This window comes from Ideonella aquatica (assembly GCF_018069755.1).
Taxonomy (GTDB): domain Bacteria; phylum Pseudomonadota; class Gammaproteobacteria; order Burkholderiales; family Burkholderiaceae_C; genus Ideonella; species Ideonella aquatica.
The window spans coordinates 232,983-251,341 of the sequence record NZ_JAGQDE010000001.1; the positions used below are offsets into that span (position 1 = coordinate 232,983).

The 18,359-nt window shown below is 71.1% G+C and carries 20 protein-coding genes and 1 tRNA gene; 14 read left to right on the plus strand and 7 right to left on the minus strand.

What is annotated here, in order from left to right; translation table 11 throughout:
* From KAK06_RS01060 to KAK06_RS01075, 4 genes are read left to right on the plus strand one after another with little or no spacing between them, the layout of a single operon-like run.
* A complete protein-coding gene (locus tag KAK06_RS01060; RefSeq protein WP_210799829.1) occupies positions 1–1,299 on the plus strand; it encodes an ABC transporter substrate-binding protein in 1,299 nt (432 codons plus the stop codon).
* 13 nt (positions 1,300–1,312) lie between these two features.
* Positions 1,313–2,209, plus strand: coding sequence for an ABC transporter permease (locus KAK06_RS01065; RefSeq protein ID WP_210799830.1), 897 nt, complete (start codon positions 1,313–1,315; stop codon positions 2,207–2,209).
* 2 nt (positions 2,210–2,211) lie between these two features.
* A complete protein-coding gene (locus KAK06_RS01070) occupies positions 2,212–3,090 on the plus strand; it encodes an ABC transporter permease (protein ID WP_210799831.1) in 879 nt (292 codons plus the stop codon).
* Entirely contained in the window at positions 3,072–3,779 is a 708-nt protein-coding gene (locus KAK06_RS01075; RefSeq protein WP_310741009.1) for a GntR family transcriptional regulator, read from the plus strand. Before KAK06_RS01070 ends, KAK06_RS01075 begins: the two co-directional genes overlap by 19 nt.
* On the opposite strand, the gene rarD is transcribed toward KAK06_RS01075, so the two are convergent.
* Together rarD and KAK06_RS01085 are read right to left on the minus strand one after the other, a co-directional pair.
* A complete protein-coding gene (gene rarD, locus KAK06_RS01080; RefSeq protein WP_210800156.1) occupies positions 3,780–4,622 on the minus strand; it encodes an EamA family transporter RarD in 843 nt (280 codons plus the stop codon). It abuts the gene before it with no gap.
* A 37-nt stretch (positions 4,623–4,659) separates the two neighbouring features.
* The gene (locus KAK06_RS01085; protein ID WP_375140866.1) at positions 4,660–5,406 is read right to left on the minus strand and encodes an RluA family pseudouridine synthase; all 747 of its coding nucleotides are present in this window, start codon (positions 5,404–5,406) and stop codon (positions 4,660–4,662) included.
* A gap of 107 nt (positions 5,407–5,513) precedes the next feature.
* On the opposite strand from KAK06_RS01085, the gene KAK06_RS01090 reads away from it, so the two are divergent.
* Complete coding sequence (locus KAK06_RS01090; RefSeq protein WP_210799833.1) at positions 5,514–5,894, plus strand: hypothetical protein; 381 nt, start codon at positions 5,514–5,516, stop codon at positions 5,892–5,894.
* Positions 5,895–6,060: 166 nt separating this feature from the next.
* Here the strand turns inward: KAK06_RS01090 and KAK06_RS01095 are convergent, their stop codons facing one another.
* Complete coding sequence (locus KAK06_RS01095) at positions 6,061–6,468, minus strand: YchJ family protein (RefSeq protein WP_210799834.1); 408 nt, start codon at positions 6,466–6,468, stop codon at positions 6,061–6,063.
* Positions 6,469–6,544: 76 nt separating this feature from the next.
* Here KAK06_RS01095 and KAK06_RS01100 point away from each other — a divergent pair.
* From KAK06_RS01100 to KAK06_RS01125, 6 genes are all read left to right on the plus strand, one after another.
* Positions 6,545–6,635 (plus strand) — tRNA-Ser (locus KAK06_RS01100).
* A 142-nt stretch (positions 6,636–6,777) separates the two neighbouring features.
* Complete coding sequence (locus KAK06_RS01105; RefSeq protein ID WP_210799835.1) at positions 6,778–7,572, plus strand: formylglycine-generating enzyme family protein; 795 nt, start codon at positions 6,778–6,780, stop codon at positions 7,570–7,572.
* A 200-nt stretch (positions 7,573–7,772) separates the two neighbouring features.
* The gene (locus tag KAK06_RS01110; RefSeq protein WP_247652568.1) at positions 7,773–8,060 is read left to right on the plus strand and encodes a PepSY domain-containing protein; all 288 of its coding nucleotides are present in this window, start codon (positions 7,773–7,775) and stop codon (positions 8,058–8,060) included.
* 4 nt (positions 8,061–8,064) lie between these two features.
* On the plus strand, positions 8,065–8,682 hold the full coding sequence (locus tag KAK06_RS01115; RefSeq protein ID WP_210799836.1) for a cytochrome b/b6 domain-containing protein: 618 nt from the start codon (positions 8,065–8,067) through the stop codon (positions 8,680–8,682).
* 29 nt (positions 8,683–8,711) lie between these two features.
* The gene (locus tag KAK06_RS01120) at positions 8,712–9,758 is read left to right on the plus strand and encodes a M35 family metalloendopeptidase (protein WP_210799838.1); all 1,047 of its coding nucleotides are present in this window, start codon (positions 8,712–8,714) and stop codon (positions 9,756–9,758) included.
* On the plus strand, positions 9,758–10,267 hold the full coding sequence (locus KAK06_RS01125; protein ID WP_210799840.1) for a hypothetical protein: 510 nt from the start codon (positions 9,758–9,760) through the stop codon (positions 10,265–10,267). The genes KAK06_RS01120 and KAK06_RS01125 overlap by 1 nt, the downstream gene beginning before the upstream one ends.
* Here the strand turns inward: KAK06_RS01125 and KAK06_RS01130 are convergent, their stop codons facing one another.
* Both KAK06_RS01130 and KAK06_RS01135 read right to left on the minus strand, forming a co-directional pair.
* Entirely contained in the window at positions 10,268–11,305 is a 1,038-nt protein-coding gene (locus KAK06_RS01130) for an extracellular solute-binding protein (RefSeq protein WP_210799842.1), read from the minus strand.
* 103 nt (positions 11,306–11,408) lie between these two features.
* A complete protein-coding gene (locus KAK06_RS01135; protein WP_210799843.1) occupies positions 11,409–13,019 on the minus strand; it encodes an ABC transporter permease in 1,611 nt (536 codons plus the stop codon).
* Between the two features lie 48 nt (positions 13,020–13,067).
* Between KAK06_RS01135 and KAK06_RS01140 the strand changes: the two genes are divergently transcribed.
* The 3 genes from KAK06_RS01140 (at position 13,068) to KAK06_RS01150 (ending at position 16,539) form a co-directional block, all read left to right on the plus strand.
* The gene (locus KAK06_RS01140) at positions 13,068–14,150 is read left to right on the plus strand and encodes an ABC transporter ATP-binding protein (protein WP_210799845.1); all 1,083 of its coding nucleotides are present in this window, start codon (positions 13,068–13,070) and stop codon (positions 14,148–14,150) included.
* A gap of 159 nt (positions 14,151–14,309) precedes the next feature.
* Positions 14,310–15,014 (plus strand): response regulator, encoded by a 705-nt coding sequence (locus tag KAK06_RS01145; RefSeq protein ID WP_210800158.1) that lies wholly within the window; start codon positions 14,310–14,312, stop codon positions 15,012–15,014.
* A 10-nt stretch (positions 15,015–15,024) separates the two neighbouring features.
* The gene (locus KAK06_RS01150; RefSeq protein WP_210799847.1) at positions 15,025–16,539 is read left to right on the plus strand and encodes a sensor histidine kinase; all 1,515 of its coding nucleotides are present in this window, start codon (positions 15,025–15,027) and stop codon (positions 16,537–16,539) included.
* On the opposite strand, the gene KAK06_RS01155 is transcribed toward KAK06_RS01150, so the two are convergent.
* Together KAK06_RS01155 and KAK06_RS01160 are read right to left on the minus strand one after the other, a co-directional pair.
* Positions 16,525–17,898, minus strand: a complete 1,374-nt coding sequence (locus tag KAK06_RS01155) for an MATE family efflux transporter (RefSeq protein ID WP_210799849.1) — start codon at positions 17,896–17,898, stop codon at positions 16,525–16,527. The two genes, KAK06_RS01150 and KAK06_RS01155, sit on opposite strands and share 15 nt — an antisense overlap.
* On the minus strand, positions 17,895–18,350 hold the full coding sequence (locus KAK06_RS01160; protein ID WP_210799851.1) for a DUF3717 domain-containing protein: 456 nt from the start codon (positions 18,348–18,350) through the stop codon (positions 17,895–17,897). The genes KAK06_RS01155 and KAK06_RS01160 overlap by 4 nt, the downstream gene beginning before the upstream one ends.
* Between the last annotated feature and the right edge of the window lie 9 nt (positions 18,351–18,359).

The window sequence follows — 18,359 nt, forward strand, 5'->3', positions numbered from 1 at the left end:
ATGAGCGCGATCGATCCCACCCCCGAGAAGCCCGAAGCCCCGTCCGCCGGCGACCGCCGCGGATTCCTGCGCCAGGCCGCCAGTGTGGGCGTGGCGGCCACCGGCATCACCGGTTTCCCCTTCGTCCATGCGCAGGAGAAGATCACGCTGCGCTACCTGGGCACCGCGGTGAACCAGGACAAGAAGATCGCCGAGAAGTTCGAGGCCGACACTGGCATCAAGATCCAGTACATCCCGGTCACCACCGACGACGTCACCAAGCGCGCCGTCACCGCGCCCAACAGCTTCGACCTGATCGACACCGAGTACTTCTCGCTGAAGAAGATCCTGCCCACCGGCAACCTGCTGGGCATCGACACCAAGCGCATCAAGAACGCCGACAAGATCACCAGCCTCTTCACCAAGGGCGAGGTGGCCGGCAAGAAGGTGGGCGACCAGGGCACCGCGCCCAAGAAGGTGATGTACGTGGCCAGCCCCACGGCCAAGGACTTCGCCAAGGAGCCTACCCAGTTCATGACCCTGATCCCCACGGTCTACAACGCCGACACGCTGGGGATCCGCCCCGACCTGATCAAGCGCCCGATCGAGAGCTGGAAGGAACTGCTCAACCCCGAGTTCAAGGGCAAGGCGGCGATCCTGAACATCCCCTCGATCGGCATCATGGACGCGGCCATGGTGGTCGAGGCCATGGGCCTGTACAAGTACCCCGACAAGGGCAACATGACCAAGGCCGAGATCGACCTGACGATCAAGACCCTGATCGAGGCCAAGAAGGCCGGCCAGTTCCGCAGCCTGTGGAAGGACTTCAACGAGTCGGTCAACCTGATGGCCTCGGGCGAGGTGGTGATCCAGTCGATGTGGAGCCCGGCCGTCACCGCGGTGCGCACCAAGGGCATCCCCTGCGTGTTCCAGCCGCTGAAGGAGGGCTACCGCGCCTGGGCCGCCGGCTTCGGCGTGCCCAAGACCGTGACCGGCCGCAAGGCCGATGGCGTCTACGAGTTCATCAACTGGTTCCTCGACGGCTGGGCCGGCGCCTACCTGAACCGCCAGGGCTACTACAGCGCGGTGCTGGAGACCGCCAAGGCCAAGATGGAGGCCTACGAGTGGGCCTACTGGATGGAGGGCAAGGCCGCCACCAAGGACATCCTGTCGCCCAACGGCGACGTGCTGGCCAAGGTGGGCGCGGTGCGCGACGGCGGCAGCTACGAGCAGCGCATGGGTGGCATCGCCTGCTGGAACGCCATCATGGACGAGAACGCGTACATGGTGCAGAAGTGGAACGAGTTCGTCGCTGCCTGAGCACCGCGCCGTGATGTCGAAGACCCCGAACTCCTCCGTGCTGGCGTGGCTGCAGGCGGCCCCGCTGGCGGCGGTGTTCGTGGTCTTCTTCGTCGTGCCGCTGGGGCTGATCGTCGCGGTCAGTTTCTGGCAGGCCACCGACTACGAGCTGATCCCGGCCTTCAGCGCGCAGAACTACCTGGACGTGTTCCGCGGCTGCGGCAGCAGCCTGGTCACCTCGGGCGAGGACCTGTGCGTCACGCTCAAGACCTATGGCTCGACGCTGCGCTTCAGTCTGCTGACCTGGGCCATCACCGCGGTGCTGGGCTTTGCGATCGCCTACTTCCTGGCCTTTCATGTGCGCAGCCAGTGGATGCAGACGCTGCTGTTCATCGTCTGCACCGTGCCCTTCTGGACCAGCAATGTGATCCGCATGATCTCGTGGGTGCCGCTGCTGGGTCGCCACGGCCTGGTCAATCAGGGGCTGCAGGCGGCAGGGCTGGTGGATGAGCCGCTGGAGTGGCTGCTGTTCTCGGAGTTCTCGGTGGTGCTGGCCTTCGTGCACCTGTACACGATGTTCATGATCGTGCCGATCTTCAACTCGATGATGCGCATCGACCGCAGCCTGATCGAGGCCGCGCGCGACAACGGCGCCAGCACCTGGCAGACCGTCTGGCATGTGGTGCTGCCGCTGTCGCGCACCGGGCTGATCATCGGCTCGATCTTCGTGCTGGCGCTGGTGATGGGTGACTTCGTCACCGTGGGCGTGATGGGCGGGCAGCAGATCGCCTCGGTGGGCAAGATCATCCAGGTGCAGACCAGCTACCTGCAGTTTCCGCTGGCGGCCGCCAATGCGGTGATCCTGCTGGCGGTGGTGCTGATGATGATCGTGGCGCTGCTGCGCCTGGTCGACCTGCGACGGGAGCTCTGAGCATGGCCAGCGCCGCTCGCCGCGAACCGCGCGCCCCGGGCTTCTGGCCGCTGGCCGTGGTGTTCGGCGCCTTCGTGCTGTTCCTCTACGGGCCGATGCTGGCCATCGTGGTGCTGAGCTTCCAGGGCCCCGAGGGCGGCCTGACCTTCCCGATGCGCGGCTGGTCGCTGCACTGGTTCCGCCAGCTGTGGGAGGGCATCGGCGTGATCGACATCGGCGCCGCGCTACGCCGCTCGCTGGGGCTGGGCATGTTGGTGATGACGCAGACGGTGCTGCTGTCGCTGCTGGCCGGCCTGGCCTACCGCAAGCGCCTGCCCGGCGGCGCGCCGCTGTTCTATGTGGTGGTGGCCAGCCTGATCATGCCCAGCATCATCGTCTCGCTGGGCATCGGGCTGATGTTCCGGCTGCTGGACAGTGGCGTGAAGCTGGCGCTGGAGGCGTGGTCGCCCGAGGCGCTGGAGGGCTTCACCACCACGCTGGGCATGTTCAGCTCGGGCCTGGGCGCCCAGCTGACCTGGACGCTGCCCTTCGGCCTGCTGATCATGTTTGCCATCTTCAACCGCTTCAACCCGGCCTACGAAGAGGCGGCGCGCGACCTGGGCGCCAGCGCCTGGCAGACCCAGCGCCATGTGGTGCTGCCGCTGATCGCGCCCAGCCTGGTGGGCATCGGCATGTTCGGCTTCACACTCAGCTGGGACGAGATCGCCCGCAGCTCGCAGGCCATGGGGGACCTCAACACCCTGCCGCTGGAGCTGCAGGGCCTGACGACCACGGTGACCACGCCGGTCATCTATGCGCTGGGCACCGTGACCACGGCCATCTCCTTCGCCGTGATGGGCCTGAGCCTGGCCCTGGTGGCGCTGTGGCGGCGACGCGGCTGAGGCGGGCCCGGTCGGCCGACACCGCCACCGACCGCGTCTACCAGGGCATCTACCAGGCGATCGTCGAGCACCGCCTGGCGCCCGGCCTGCGCCTGCGCGAAGAGGAACTGGCCGAGAGCTTTGGCGTCTCGCGCACCGTGGTGCGCCAGGCCTTGCAGCGCCTGGCGGCCGACCAGGTGATCGAGCTGCAGCACAACCGCGGTGCCCAGGTGCCGCAGCCCGACCTGGCGCAGGCGGCGTCGGTGTTCGCGGCGCGGCAGGTGGTGGAATGCGAGATCGCGCGCCAGCTGGCGGGCCGGCTCACACCTGCGCAACTGGCGGCCCTGCGTGCCTTGGTGACCGCCGAGGCCGAGGCGCTGCAGCGCGGCGACCACGCCACCGCGGTGCGGCTGTCGGGTCAGTTCCACCGTGAGCTGGCGGCGCTGGGCGGCAACCCGGTCTTCCTGCGCTGGATCGACGAGTTGCTGCCGATCACCTCGCTGCTGATCATGCTCTACCAGCGCCACGGCCACCCGGGCTGCGTGGCGCACCGGCACGAGGACCTGGTCGAGGCGCTGGCCAGCGGGCCACCGGCGCGCGCAGCGGCCGAGATGCGCCGCCACCTGCAGGAGCTGGCCCGCTCGCTGGCCCAGGCGCCGGCCGCGGCAGCGCTGCGCGATGTCTTCGCGCCCTACCGCGAGCCAGCCTGATCAGCGCCGCCAGGCCGCCGCGGTGTAGACCGCCAGCGCCGCCCAGATCAGCCCGAAACCCAGCAGCCGCGCCGGCTGCAGCGGCTCGTGGAAGACCCACAGGCCCAGCATGAACTGAATCGACGGCCCCAGGTACTGCAGCAGGCCCAGCGTGGCCAGCGTGATCTGCCGCGCGCCGTGGGCGAACAGCAGCAGCGGCACGGCGGTCAGCGGGCCGGCCAGCACCAGCCAGAACCAGTCGGCACCGCTGTGCGGGGCGCCACCACTGGCCACCAGCCAGGCCAGTGCCGGCACGGCCAGCGGCGCCAGCAGCATGGTTTCCAGCGCCAGGCCTTCCACCGCACCCAGCGGCGCCGTCTTGCGCAGCAGGCCGTACAGGCCGAAGCTGGCCGCCAGGCCCAGCGCGATCCAGGGCGGCGCGCCGGCCGTCCAGCCCAGCCACAGCACGCCCAGGCCGGCCATGGCCACGGCCACCCACTGCATGGGCTTGGGGCGCTCGCCCAGCACCACCACGCCCAGCAGCACGTTGAACAACGGGTTGATGAAGTAGCCCAGGCTGGCTTCCAGCACGCGGCCCTGCTGCACCGCCCACACATAGAGCAGCCAGTTGGCGGCCAGCAGCGCGGTGCTGGCGGTGAAGGCCCCCATGGCCTTGGGCGTCAGCTGACGCAACCAGGCCCAGCGCCGCTGCCAGGCCAGCAATCCCAGCACCATCACCAGCGACCAGACCGAGCGGTGGCCCACCATCTCCAGCGGCGGCACCGAGGCCAGGCGGTGGAAGTACAGCGGAAACAGGCCCCAGATGATGTAGGCGGTGGCGGCACTCAGCAGACCGGGCGGCATGGGCAGGCCGCAGGGTCGGCGGCAGAACAACGGGACCCTATTGTGGCGGCACGGCCGCGCCCAGGTCGGGCAGGGTCTTCCACTCAGGACCGGCGGCCGCCAGCCACTGCTGCGCCGGGCAGCCGTCCAGCGCCGGGACGGCCAGCGACAGCGCATGCAGCCACAGCCGCTGCACCCCCAGCCAGCCGGCCAGCGCGCGGTTCAGCGGCCCCTTGCCATGCGTGCTGTCGCCGATCAGCGGATGGCCCAGGTGCTTCAGGTGGCGGCGGATCTGGTGGCGCCGTCCGGTCTGCGGCCAGGCCTCGACCAGCGCGACGCGGGTGCCGGCGAAGCCCGGCCGGGTGGGCAGCGGCCATTCGGCCCGCGCCAGCGTGCGGCCCCGGGTACGGGCCTCCAGCATCGGCTGGCCGTGACTGGGGCGCTCGGGGTCGCGCGCCAGCGGGTGGTCGACGGACCATTCATCCGCCGGCCAGCCGCGCACCAGCGCCAGGTAGCGCTTGCGGCACTGGCCGGTCTCGAAGGCCTGGCCCAGCGCCCGCGCGGCCTGGGCGTGGCGGGCCAGCACCAGCACGCCCGAGGTGCCCTTGTCCAGCCGGTGCACCGGCGACAGCGGGCCCCACGTGGGGCGCAGGCGGTCGAGCACGGTGTCGGTCTCGTGGGCGTCCAGGCCGCTGCGGTGCACCAGCAGACCGGGGGGCTTGTCGACGACCAGCAGCGCCTCGGTCGCGCACAGCACCACCAGGTCGTGGCGCGCGGGCGACAGTGCAGCGCCGGCCTGTCCCACAGGCTGGGGATGCCCCGATGAATTGGGGAGGGCGCTGATCACGGGTCTTTTTGAAAAATGCCTGTCATCGAACCGCGGCACCATGACCGCGCAAGGAGGGACCGACCATGCCTCAGACCTATTATCTCGGCGGCCGCACGCCGCTCGTGACCTGGACCGCCTGCCTGCTCTGGGCGCTGGCCACCGTGCTGGCCGCCTGGGTGGGCTGGTGGGGCAGCACCGCGCCTGCGTGGTGGATCGCCGCCGCCGGTGTGGCGGCCGCGCTGTTCTCGGTCACCGGTGCCGGCCTGTGGTGGCGTCTGGAGTGGGCGCGCCGGGCCAGCATGGCCTGCCTGCTGGTCGCGGGCGCGGGCAGCGCCGCCCTGGTCTGGCTGCTGGCCGGCCAGGCCCTGTGGGCCCTGTTGGCCGCGCTGCCGGTGGCCGCCGCGCTGGCCTGGCTGGCGCGCCGGCTGGGCGCCGACGCGGTGCGCGAGCAGTTCGTCGCCTAAGAGGCTGAGAGTCTTTCACTCATACCCGCCTTGCACCTGAAAACGCCCCCGCTCGTCGTTGCACATGCTCGCCATAGCCCAAGCTATGGCTGCGCTGTGCGTCTAGATCGGGGTCGTTTTCAGGCGCCTTTCGGGCACGACCGAAAAACTCTCAGCCTCTGAGCCGTCAGCGCAGGTCCCCATCCACGTAGTACCAGCGCGGCGTGCCCTCCAGGGCCGCGCGCTCGAAGCGGCTGGTCTCATGCAGGCGGTGCGCCCGCCCGCCCAGCTTGCTGCGCGCAACGAACTCCACCTCGGCCTGGTCCGGCGCCGTGACACGGTGCCGGCGCACCTCCAGGCCCAGCCAGCGCAGCCCGGGCGGGTTGGGCGTCAAGTCCTCGGGCCGGGTGCGCGGATGCCAGGTGTCCCGCAGGTAGTCCAGCCGGTCCAGCACATAGGCGCTGTAGCGCGAACGCATCAGCGACTCGGCATCCGGGGCCTGCAGGTGCAGCGGGCCGGCGTGCCAGCGGCCGCAGCAGCCCGCCAGCGGTCGGCCGCTGCCGCAGGGACACGCGGTGAGGAGGGCGTCAGACATCTCGGGCGGGGTGGGCGAAAAGTTGCGCTAGAATGCAAGGCTTCACCCAGACAGACCACGGGTGCATCGCTTACCAGGAGAGGTGGCAGAGTGGTCGAATGCGCCGGACTCGAAATCCGGTATACGGTTATACCGTATCGAGGGTTCGAATCCCTCCTTCTCCGCCACAACACCAAGGCCCACGCAGCAGTGCGTGGGCCTTGTTCGTTCCTGGCCCGTGCGGCCCCACTGGCATCAACAGGCCGCTGCGCTGCCGCGCCCAAGGCATCGCCGGACCCAGGGGCTTTGCAGGTGGGTGACCATGCGGCCATGCTGGCCCGCCATCGTCTAGTCCGTCTGCTGAGCGCCGGCCTGGGTCTGTGGTGTGGCACCACGCTGCCCAGCCACGCCCAGATGCCGGTGGCGGGTGTGGACTGGCAGGCGGTGGGCAGTTTCCAGATCGCGCGCACCGAAACCACCATCGGCCAGTTCAGGCGCTTTGTGCAGGCCACGGGCACCGTCACCCGGGCCGAGCGGGCCGATGGCGGGCAGGTCTTTGAAGCGGGCTGGACGAGCAAGCCTGGCTGGACCTGGCGGCGGCCTTTCGGTGGTCCGCGTGATGCGGCCGATGACGAGCCGGCGGTGCACATCAGCTTTGACGAGGCCCAGGCGTTTTGCCGCTGGGCCGGCGGGCGCCTGCCTACCGATGCGCAATGGACCTCGGCCGCCTACACCGAGCAACGCTCGCCCGCGGCGGCACCGTTCGTCACCGGCAGAAGCTACCGCTATCCCACCGGCGACAGCGCTCAGGGCGCGCAGTGCCTGGACGACTGCGGCGCCGCGGCGCAGGCGCGCGCGCTCCGGCATGGCGCCACGCTGTGGCGCGGCCACGGACATGCCGCCGTGGGACGCACGCCGGCCGGTGTGAATGGTCTGTTCGACATGGGCGGCAATGTCTGGGAGTGGGTGGACGAAACAGCGGGTGCCGCTGGCGCCACCGAACGGCGTACGCGCGGGGGCTCCTGGTGGTACGGGGCGGCGCAGATGGAGGCCGGTCATCTGCAGGCCAAGCCGGCTGAGACCGCCGTGGTCTACATCGGTTTTCGCTGCGTCCGCGTGCCTTGACCCTGGTGCCCGGCTGACCGCGACCGGGTGGGCGAAATGCCCCGGGTGGGGCGGAATCTGGGGACTTTGACCCAGGCGTCGGCTTGATGGCACAGGCCCACGCCAGGGCGCAGCGGTGCGGCCCAGCCTGGCACGCACTGTGCGGTGGTCCAGCCATCCGCCACGCATTGGGCGCGGCGGCCACCACCCGGAGCGCTGTCATGTCCAAGTCCCTGTCCACCCCGATGCTGCTGCTCACCCTGCTGGCCGCACCCCTGGCCGCACTGGCCGGCCCGGCCTGCACCAGCGAGCCCGAGTCCAAATGGATTCCCGAAGCCGACATGGTCAAGCGCTTTCAGGCGCTGGGCTACAAGGACGATGTGAAGAAGCTGCATGTGTCCAAGGGCAAGTGCTGGGAAATCTACGGACACGACAAGCAAGGCCGCAAGGTGGAGGTCTATTTCCACCCGATCAGCGGTGCGATCGCCGAAGAGAACATCAAGGACTGAGGCCATGGCCACCGATACGACAGCCGTCGTCCAGGTGCCGGTGTGGGACCGTTTCGTGCGGATCTTCCACTGGGGTCTGGTGGCCTCGTTCGCCACGGCCTGGCTCAACACCGAGCACATCGGCTGGTGGCACAAGGGGGCCGGCTACCTGGCGCTGGCGCTGGTGCTGGCGCGCATCGTCTGGGGCTTCGTGGCGCCGGGTGAGCATGCCCGCTTCGGCAGCTTTGTGCCGACACCGCGGCGGCTGTGGCGCTACCTGGGCCAGTTGCTGCGCCACCAGGAACCGCGCCACCTGGGACACAACCCGGCCGGCGCGGTGATGATCCTGTACCTGCTGGCCGCCAACCTGGTGATCGGCGCCACCGGGTTCATGATGACCACTGACGCCTTCTGGGGCAATGAGCTGGTCGAGAGCGTACACGTCAGCGCGGTCGACCTGACGCTGCTGGCGGTGGCGGTACACGTGGCGGCCAACCTGTACGGCGGCCGGCGCCATGGCGAACACCTGGTGCGTTCGATGTGGACCGGCCGCAAGCCGCTCAGCCCGGCCGGCCACGGTGCCCCGGCCGACCCACTGCCCGGAGCAACTGGGGATCGACAGCAGGCCTTGCACCGGCGATAGTCGGCGCTCTGTCTGACTGGAGCTGCCCGATGCGTCGTCCCCTCACCCCTGCACCCATCCTGTCCCTGAGCACCCTGGTCGCCTGTGTGCTGGCCAGCTCCGGCGCCTGGGCCGCCCAGGGCTTGCAGGTCGAGCTGGCTGCGCCCGCCCAGGTGATGCAGGGCGATGGCGAGGTGGCGGTGGAGGTGGTGGTGCGCAACACCAGCGCCCGGCCCCACAAGCTGCTGCGCTGGCAACTGCCCGAGGGCACGCTGCATGGCCCGCTCTTTCGCGTGATCGGTGCCGATGGCACCGAGGCCGCCTACCTGGGCCCGCTGGTCAAGCGGGCCGCACCGCGTGCTGAAGATCTGGTGGTGCTGGCCCCAGGTCAGCAGCTGAGCTACCGGGTCGACCTGTCACGCCAGTACGCGCTGCCGGACGGTCGCTACACCGTGGCGTACCTGGGGCGCGCCCGCGTGGCCGGCCGGGCGGATCTGGCCTCCAGCGCAGCGCTGTCGCTGTGGTTGTCGGGCCGCAGCGCGGCGGCACAGAGCGTGGCGCCCGAGGCCGCCACCAGTGGCCCGATCACCTTCACCGGTGCCTGCACGGCCGGCGAGCAGACGGACCTGATCACCGCGGTGGACAAGGCCACCGGCTACGCCAGCGGGTCGAAGAAGTACCTGAAGGTGATGACCACGCCGACCACGCGCTACACCACTTGGTTCGGGGCCTACACCAGCGCGCGCCACGACACCGTGCGCACGCACTTCAACAAGATCACCCAGGCCTTCAAGAAGAAGCCGCTGACGCTGGACTGCTCGTGCAGCGACCCCGGTGTCTATGCCTACGTCTACCCGAATGATCCGTACAAGATCTACCTGTGCGGCGCCTTCTGGTCGGCCCCGATGACCGGCACCGACTCCAAGGCCGGCACGCTGATCCACGAGATGTCGCACTTCACCGTGGTGGCCGGCACCAATGACTGGGCCTATGGCCAGACGGCCGCCAAGGCACTGGCGATCAACAACCCGGACCGCGCGGTCGACAACGCCGACAGCCACGAGTATTTCGCCGAGAACACCCCGGCGCAGCCCTGATGAAGCGCTGGACGCTGGCGCTGCTGGTGGCCGGCATGGCTGTTTCCGCGGGTGTGGCTGCGGCACCGCTGTCCTGCAGCCTGCAGGTGCCTGTGCGCCAGGCCGTGGGGCAGGCCCTGCTGCTGCAGTTCACGCTGACCAACACCGGCACCGAGCCGCTGTGGGTGCTGCGCTGGAATACCCCCTGGGAGGGGGGCTGGATGGCGCCCTTCGTGGCACTGAGCCGCGACGGCCAGGCGCTGGACTACCAGGGCGCGATGGTCAAGCGCGCGGCGCCGGACGGCTCAGCCTATCTGCACCTTGCGCCGGGCCAGGCGCTGCGCGCTTCGATCCCGCTGGCGCCCGCCTTTGAACTGCGGCGTGCCGGGCGTTACCTGCTGCAGCCCGCGATCACGCTGGGCGACGTGCAGGTGCAGCAGGGGCGCGACGGGCCGCGGCTGGGTCAGGCCTGGAGCGGCGTTGAGCTCCCATGCGGCGAGGGCCGCTTTGAGCTGCTCACGCCGCGCTGATCACTTGTAGCCGACACGGTCCAGCATCTGCTGCACCTTGGCCGAGTTGGCGCCGATCGTGGCGACCGGGATCACCTCGGCCTTGAACGGGCCCAGGGCCTTGAGAGCCGGGTTGTCGGCGCCCACGCCGTCCACCACTGCGTACTCGTTGTTGCCGTTGGCGAAGTAGGCCTGCGCCGAGGGGCTGGCCAGGTACTCCAGGAACCTGCGCGCGGCTTCAGGGTGCGGGGCGTTGCGGGCGACCGCGCCGCCGGCGATGTTGACGTGGGTGCCCTTGCCGGCCTGGTCGGGGAAGACCACGCCGACCTTGTCCATCACGTCACGGTCGGCGGGGTTGCTGGAGCGCATCATGCGCGCCACGTAGTAGCTGTTCGACAGCGCCACCTGGCACTCGCCCGAGGCCACCGCCTTGATCTGGTCGGTGTCGCCGCCCTTGGGCGGACGGGCCATGTTGTCGACCACGCCCTTGAGCCAGGCCTCGGTGGCGGGCGGGCCCAGGTGCTCGAGCACCGCGCCGAACAGGCTCAGGTTGTAGGGGTGGGCGCCCGAGCGGGTGCAGACCTTGCCCTTGTTCTTCGGGTCGGCCAGTTCGGCGTAGGTGTCGACATCGGCGCGCTGCACGCTGGCCTTGTTGTAGACGATCACCCGGGCGCGGGTGGAGAAGCCGAACCAGGCCGGGCCCTCGCCCTTGTCGACACCGCGCAGCCGGGCCGGGATGGCCTTGTCCAGCACCGGCGACTTCAGCGGGCGAAAGAGGCCCGCTTCCTCGGCGCGCCACAGGCGGGCGGCATCCACCAGCAGGATCACGTCGGCCGGGCTGGCCGTGCCCTCGGTGCGCAGGCGCTCGAGGATGCCGGCGTCGTCGGCATCGACGCGGTTGATCGTGATGCCGGTGGCCGCGGTGAAGTCCTTGTAGAGCGCCTCGTCGGTCTGGTAGTGGCGGGCGGAGTACAGGTTCAGCACCTTGTCCTGCGCGGCGGCGCCCAGGGGCAGCAGGCAGGCGGCGAGCAGGGCGGGCAGCAGGCGGGTCGGGCGCATGGTGGGCTCAGCGGAGTGTCAACGATGACACCAGTGTAATAGCAAACGCGAACAATTCGCAATCACAAAATAAGACCTGACCCTGCCGCAGGGCCACGCCCGGTCAGCAGCCGGTCGCGCCGCGGCCGCGGCCCAGCAGCAGCACCGGCAGCAGGCCCACCGCCACGATCGCCAGCGAGGGCCAGGCGGCCTCGCCCAGGCGCTCGTCACGCGCCAGCTGGTTGGCCACCACCGCCAGCGTGTCGTGGTTGAAGGGGCGCAGCACCAGCGTGGCGGGCAGCTCCTTCATCACGTCCACAAAGACCAGCAGCCCTGCGGTACCAGCCGCGCCGCGCAGCAGCGGCCAGTGCACCCGGCGCCAGGTGGCCCAGGGGCCGTGACCCAGCAGGCGGGCGCTTTCGTCGAAACTGGCTGGCAGCCGGGCGTAGCCGGCATCCACCGACTGCATCGCCACTGCCGAGAAGCGCACCAGGTAGGCGTACAGCAAGCCGCCGATGCCGGCGGTCAGCCAGCCTGCCAAGGGCCACTCGGGCCAGCGCGCCTGCCAGGCGCCGAGCGGCCACAGCAGACCGATCACGATCACCGCACCAGGCACCGCGTAGCCCAGTCCCACGCCGCGCGCCAGTGCGTCCAGCGCGCCGCCCGGCTGACGCCGCCGGGCTGCCGCCAGCGCCATCGCCAGGCCCACCGCCAGGCAGGCGGCCGCGGCGGCCAGCACGAAGCTGTTGAGCGCCCAGCCGGCGAAACGCGACAGGTCCGGGCCAGGCGCGTCGGCGTCGCCCTCGGTGGTGGCCAGGCGCAGCAGCGCCAGCACCGGCAGCACGAAACCCAGCAGCACCGGCACCAGGCACACCGCCCAGGCCACCGCGCTGCCGCGCCAGCCCAGCGCCAGCGGTCGGGCGTCGCCGCCGTGCAGCGCACCCTGGCGGGCGGCGGCGAAGCGCAGCCGCGCCTGGGCGCGTTGCTCCATCCACACCAGCAGCGCCACCAGGGCGAGCAGCACCGTGGCCAGTTGCGCGGCGGCGTCGCGGTCGCCCATCGACAGCCAGGCGCGGAAGATGCCGGTGGTGAAGGTGGACAGGCCGAAGTACGCGCCCACGCCGTAGTCGGCCAGGGTTTCCATCAGCGCCAGTGCCACGCCGGCGGCCAGCGCCGGGCGCGCCATCGGCAGCGCCACCTGCGTGACGCGGCGCCACCAGCCCGCGCCCAGCAGACGCGCCGCCTCCATCAGCGGCACACAGCGCTCGGCCAGTGCGGCGCGCACCAGCAGGTAGGCGTAGGGGTACAGGCACAGCACGAACAGCGGCACGGCGCCACCCAGGCTGCGGATGTCGGGCCACAGCGCGCCCTTCCAGCCGAAGGCGGCGCGCAGCGCGGTCTGCAGCGGGCCGCTGTACTGCAGCGTGTCGGTCCAGGCATAGGCCAGCACATAGGCCGGCATGGCCATTGGCAGCAGCAGCGCCCAGGACAGCCAGCGCCGGCCGGGGAACTCGAACAGCGTGACGACCGCCGCGGTGCTGCCGCCCACCAGGGCCACGCCGAGTGCCACGGCCGCCGACAGCAGCAGCGACTGCCCCAGGTAGCCCGGCAGCACGGTCGAGGCCAGGTGCTGCCACAGCGCCAGGCCCTCGGCGTCCAGCGCCGCCCAGCGCGACACCAGCGCCACCAGCGGGAGCAGCAACAGAACGCAAACCAGGGCCAGGAGCAGACGCATGCAGCGCATTCTAATTAAGAATGATTGTCATTCTGGTACGATCTGCGCATGGCTCTGCTGCTGGAACACATCGTGGTGCGCTACCGCGGCTCCGCCGCCGCGGGGGGCGATCTGGACGCCGTGCGCGAGGTCTCGATGGGCCTGGCCGCCGGTGAGATCGGCGTGCTGGTCGGCCCGTCGGGCTGCGGCAAGACCTCGCTGCTGCGCGCGGTGGCCGGGCTGGAGCCTCTGGCCGGTGGCCGCATCCGCCTGGCGGGGGAGACTGTCTCGGACCCGGCGGCCGGCCTGCACCGCCCGGCCGAGCAGCGCCGCGTCGGCATGGTGTTCCAGGACTACGCGCTGTTCCCGCACCTGGACGTGGCGGCCAATGTGGCCTTTGGCCTGCACGCGTTGGGCCGGGCCGAGCGCGCGAAGCGGGTGCAGGAGATGCTGTCGCTGGTGGGCCTGCCCGAGGTGGCGGGCAAGATGCCGCACCAGCTGTCGGGCGGCCAGCAGCAGCGCGTGGCGCTGGCGCGCGCGCTGGCCCCGGCGCCGCGCCTGCTGCTGCTGGACGAGGCGTTCTCTGCGCTGGATGTGGAACTGCGCGAGCGCCTGGCCCACGAGGTGCGCGCCATCCTCAAGGCCAGCGGCACGGCGGCGCTGGTGGTCACGCACGACCAGATGGAAGCCTTCGCGCTGGCCGACCGCCTGGGCGTGATGCAGGCCGGCCGGCTGGAGCAGTGGGACCGCCCTTACGACCTCTACCACCGCCCGGCCACGCGCTTCGTGGCCGACTTCATCGGCCACGGCGTGCTGGCGCCGGCCCGCATTGTTGGCACGCCACAAGGGCCGCGGGTGGACACGCCGCTGGGCCTGCTGGCCGATGCCGACGAATGCCCGCTGCCCGAGGCCTACCCCGGCGGCGAGTGCCTGGTGCTGCTGCGCGCCGACGACATCGAGCACGACGACGCCGCTCCGGTGCGCGCGCGCATCCTGCGGCGTGACTTCCGCGGTGCCGAGTTCCTCTACACGCTGGCACTGGCCGACGGGTTGGAGGTGCTGGCCCATGTGCCCTCGCACCACGACCATGCGCCGGGCGAGTGGATCGGCATCCGGCCGCGGGTGGAGCATGTCGTGACCTTTCCGCGCTGAGGGGTCGGGCCGCTTCACAGTTCTTCACGCACCGGCCAAGCGGGGCCAACGGCCGGGCCCCAGCATCGGGGCATTGCCTGCCTGGAGACCGCGATGACCTATGCTTCGGCCCATGCCTACACCGCCCGCGTGCGCGCCCCGCTGCGGGCTGATGAGATGCTGCCTGCCCGCCTGCTCCTGATCGACGATGACAGCCGCCTGACCGCGATGGTTGGCGACTATCTGCGCGGCCACGGCTACGAGGTCGACACCGCCGCCTCGCTGACCGAGGGCCGCGAGCGCCTGCGCCGCGTCGTCTATGACGCGCTGGTGCTGGACCTGATGCTGCCTGACGGCGACGGCCTGGACATGACCCGCGAGCTGCGCGCCGATGCCCGTACCCGCCGTCTGCCGCTGCTGATGCTCACCGCCCGCGGCGAGCCGATGGACCGCATCCTGGGCCTGGAGATCGGCGCCGACGACTACCTGCCCAAGCCCTTCGAGCCGCGCGAGCTGCTGGCCCGCATCAAGGCCTTGCTGCGCCGCGCCGCTCCCGAGGCCCAGCCCGACGAGGTGATGGGCTTTGGCCGCCTGGAGATCGACCTGGGTGCGCGCGAGGCGCGCCTGGATGGCCAGCGCTGCGATCTCACCGGCCACCAGTTCGACCTGCTGGTGGTGCTGGCGCAGAGCGCCGGCCGGGTGCTCTCGCGCGACCAGATCATGGACGCGCTCAAGGGCCACCCGCTGGAGGCCTTTGACCGCTCGATCGATGTGCATGTCTCGCGCATCCGCGCGGTGATCGAGGAAGACCCGAAGAACCCCAAGCGGGTGCTGACGGTGCGCGGCACCGGCTACGTCTTCGCCCGCAAGCAGGACGGCGAATAGCCCCGCGCGCGTGAAGACGCTGTACCTGCGCATCTGGCTCACCGTGGTGGCCGCGCTGGCGCTGTTCGCGCTGGCCGGCGGCTGGATGGTGCAGCGCCACCTGGAGCAGGAGCGGGCGCAGTTCGAGCAGCGCATCAGCGAGCGCATGGCCAGCTGGGCCGAGCTGATCGAGAACGCCCTGCCCGAGCCCACCGCCCCCGATTCGGTGCAGGCCGCGATGCTGGCCGAGTGGTCGCAGCGCCTGCGCCTGCCGCTGGCGCTGGATGCGGCCGACGGCCGGCGCATTGCGGCGTCCGAAAGCTTTGAGCGCCGCCAGGCGGCCAACCGGGGCGAGGTGCCGCGCAACGCCATCAGCACCCGCCTGGATGACGGCCGCACACTGTGGCTGATCCGCCCCAACCTGGACCGGCTGCTGCGCGAGGCAGCCGGCGGCCACGGCGAGCCGCGCCCGCCGCGCCCCGACGGCGCCGCGCCGCCGCCAGGCCCGAATGGCGACGGACCCGCCGGCGAGCCCCCACCGCGGATGGCGCCACCCGACGGCCGCTTCGGCCCGCCGGGCCCGCCGGGTGAATCCGGCGAACTGACCGATGGGCCGCGCGGCGGCCGTGACGACCGCCACCCGCCGTGGTGGCGCTTGATATTGCCGCGTGACTGGACGGCCGGCGCTGCCCTGGCCGCGCTGCTGGCGGCGCTGTTCGTGGCGGTGGCCGGGGGCGCCTGGCCGGTGGTGCGTGGCCTGACGCGCCGCCTGGAGCGCCTGCGCCAGGGCGTCGAGGCCTTCGGCAGCGGCGCGCTGGACCAGCGTGTGACCGTGCAGGGGCGCGACGAGGTGGCGGCCCTGGCCGCCAGCTTCAACCAGGCCGCCACCCGCATCCAGGCGCTGGTGCAGTCCCATCAGAACCTGCTGGCCAACGCCAGCCATGAACTGCGTTCGCCGCTGGCTCGGCTGAAAATGGCGGTGTCCATGCTGGACGATGCGCCGCCGGCGATGCGTGAGAAGCTGGGCCGCGAGATCCACACCAACATCGCCGAGCTCGATGAACTGGTCGAGGAGGTTCTGTTGTCCAGTCGCCTGGAGGCCGGCGCGCCGCAGGAGCTGGACGACAGCATCGACCTGGCCGCCCTGGCCGCCGAAGAGGCCGCCCGCGTGCAGGCCGAGGTCCAGGGCGCCGCGCTGCGCGTGCGCGGCAGCGAGCGCCTGTTGCGCCGTGCGCTGCGCAACCTGCTGGAGAACGCCCGCCGCTATGGCGGCGACGACGTCACGCTGCTGCTGGCCGAGTCGCCCGACGGGCTGCTTGTGCGCGTCTGTGACCGTGGCCCGGGCGTGCCCCAAGACCAGCGCGAGCGCATCTTCGAGCCCTTCTACCGCCTGCCCGGCCATGCCGAGCGCGAGGGCGGCGTGGGCCTGGGCCTGGCCCTGGTGCGACAGATCGCACAGGCCCACGGCGGTGCGGTGCGATGCGAGCCGCGCGAGGGCGGCGGCAGCTGCTTCGTGATCACACTGCCAGCCTCACGCCGGCTGTGAGCCCCGCTGGCGCAGCACCCAGGCCTTGAAGCCCACCAGGAACACGCTGCACAGCACCAGCGCCAGTGTGGCAGCGGCCCAGAAGCCTGGCGCACCGCGCAGGGCGTCGGGCACCCGCGAGCCGTCATCGAAGGCCAGCTGCGCGCCCAGGCCCAGCCCGATGCCCCACAGCGTGCCGGCATAGATCACCATCGGCACCGTCGCCACGCGCCAGGCGCGCAACACGAAGGCGGCCATGGTCTGGGCCGCGTCGCACACGTGGAAGACCACCAGCCAGGACAGCAGCGACAGCGCCACCGCCGCCACCGCCGCGTCCCCGGTGTACAGGCCCACCACCTGCACCCGGCCCAGGTAGATCGCGCCGGCCAGCACGCCCGAGCTGATCAGCGCCAGCGCCATCGCATGCCAGCCCAGGCGACGCGCATCGGCCAGGTCGCCCGCACCCACGCGCTGCGCCACCAGCGTGCTGCCGGCATTGGCCAGCGACAGCGGCAGCATGAACATCAGCGAGACCAGGTTCATCGCGATCTGGTGGCCCGCCACCGGCACGGTGCCCAGGCGGGCGATGAAGAAGGCCATGAACGAGAAGGCGCTGACCTCCACCAGCACCGCCATGCCCATCGGCACGCCCAGGCGCAGCAGACCCAGGATGGCGGCGCGGTTGGGCGGATGCAGGCCGCGGCCCCACAGTGCAAAGCGGTCGTAGAAGCGGTCGTGGTGCAGCACCCAGGCGGCCACCAGCAACTGCAGCCACAGTGCCGCGGCAGTGGCCAGGCCGGCGCCGGTGACCCCCAGTGCCGGCACGCCCACCGCCGGCCAGCCGAACACCAGCACGGTGGACAGCGGCAGCTTCAGGCCCAGCCCCGCCAACTGCAGCACCATCACCGCCTTGGGCCGTGACACCGCGGTGTTGAAGGCGCGGTAGACCGTGAACAGCAGCGAGGCCGGCAGCGCCACCGCCAGCGCCAACAGGTAGCCGCGCACCTTGGCTTCCATCTCGGGCGTGGCGCGCGACAGCGCCAGGAAGGGCTGCGGGAACAGCAGCAGCGTGCAGCCCAGCAGCGACAGGCCCAGCGCCAGCCAGATGCCCTGGTGCAGCTCGTCGCCCGCCGCCTCCAGCCGGCCGGCGCCGAAGAGCTGGCCCACCACGGGCGACACGGCCAGCACCGCCCCCATCAGGCCGACGAAGACCGTGATGTAGGCCGCTGCGCCCACCGCGAACGCGCCCAGGTCGGCGGGCGAGTGGCGCGCCACCAGCAGGGTGTCGATGGTGCCGAAGGCCAGCACCGCCAGTTGGCCCACCAGCACCGGCCAGGCCAGCGGCACCAGCCGGCGGACGCTGTCGCTGAAGCGGATCATGGGGCGGTGCCGTCCAGACTGTGCGGATCCGGGTGGTCGGTGCCCGTGGCCAGCCGGGCCCGCTCGGCATAGCGGTTGAAGCGCCAGGCGGTGGCCTCCAGGCTGATGCGGCGCCACACCCCGCGCTTCTCGGCAGGCGACATCTGCGGCCAGTGCTGTACCTCGTGCTCGGTGCGACCGCAGCCCTTGCACAGCGCGTCGCCCTGGGCGGTGGAGCAGATCGCGATGCAGGGCGCATCGGGCGTGCTGCGGTACCAGTCCAGCCAGGCCTCGCGAGCGGCCGAGGGCATCGACGCTTCATCGGCCTCGGGCTCGCGGTAGTACACCATCAGCGCATACACCTCGGCCAGCGCGCGCACCTCGGCGCAGGCCTGCAGCCCATCGGGCGAGGGCTTGCGGGCGCGCCACCAGTTGATCGCGAGCTCGATGTCGGTGATGTGGATGCCGGCCATGGGCGGGGA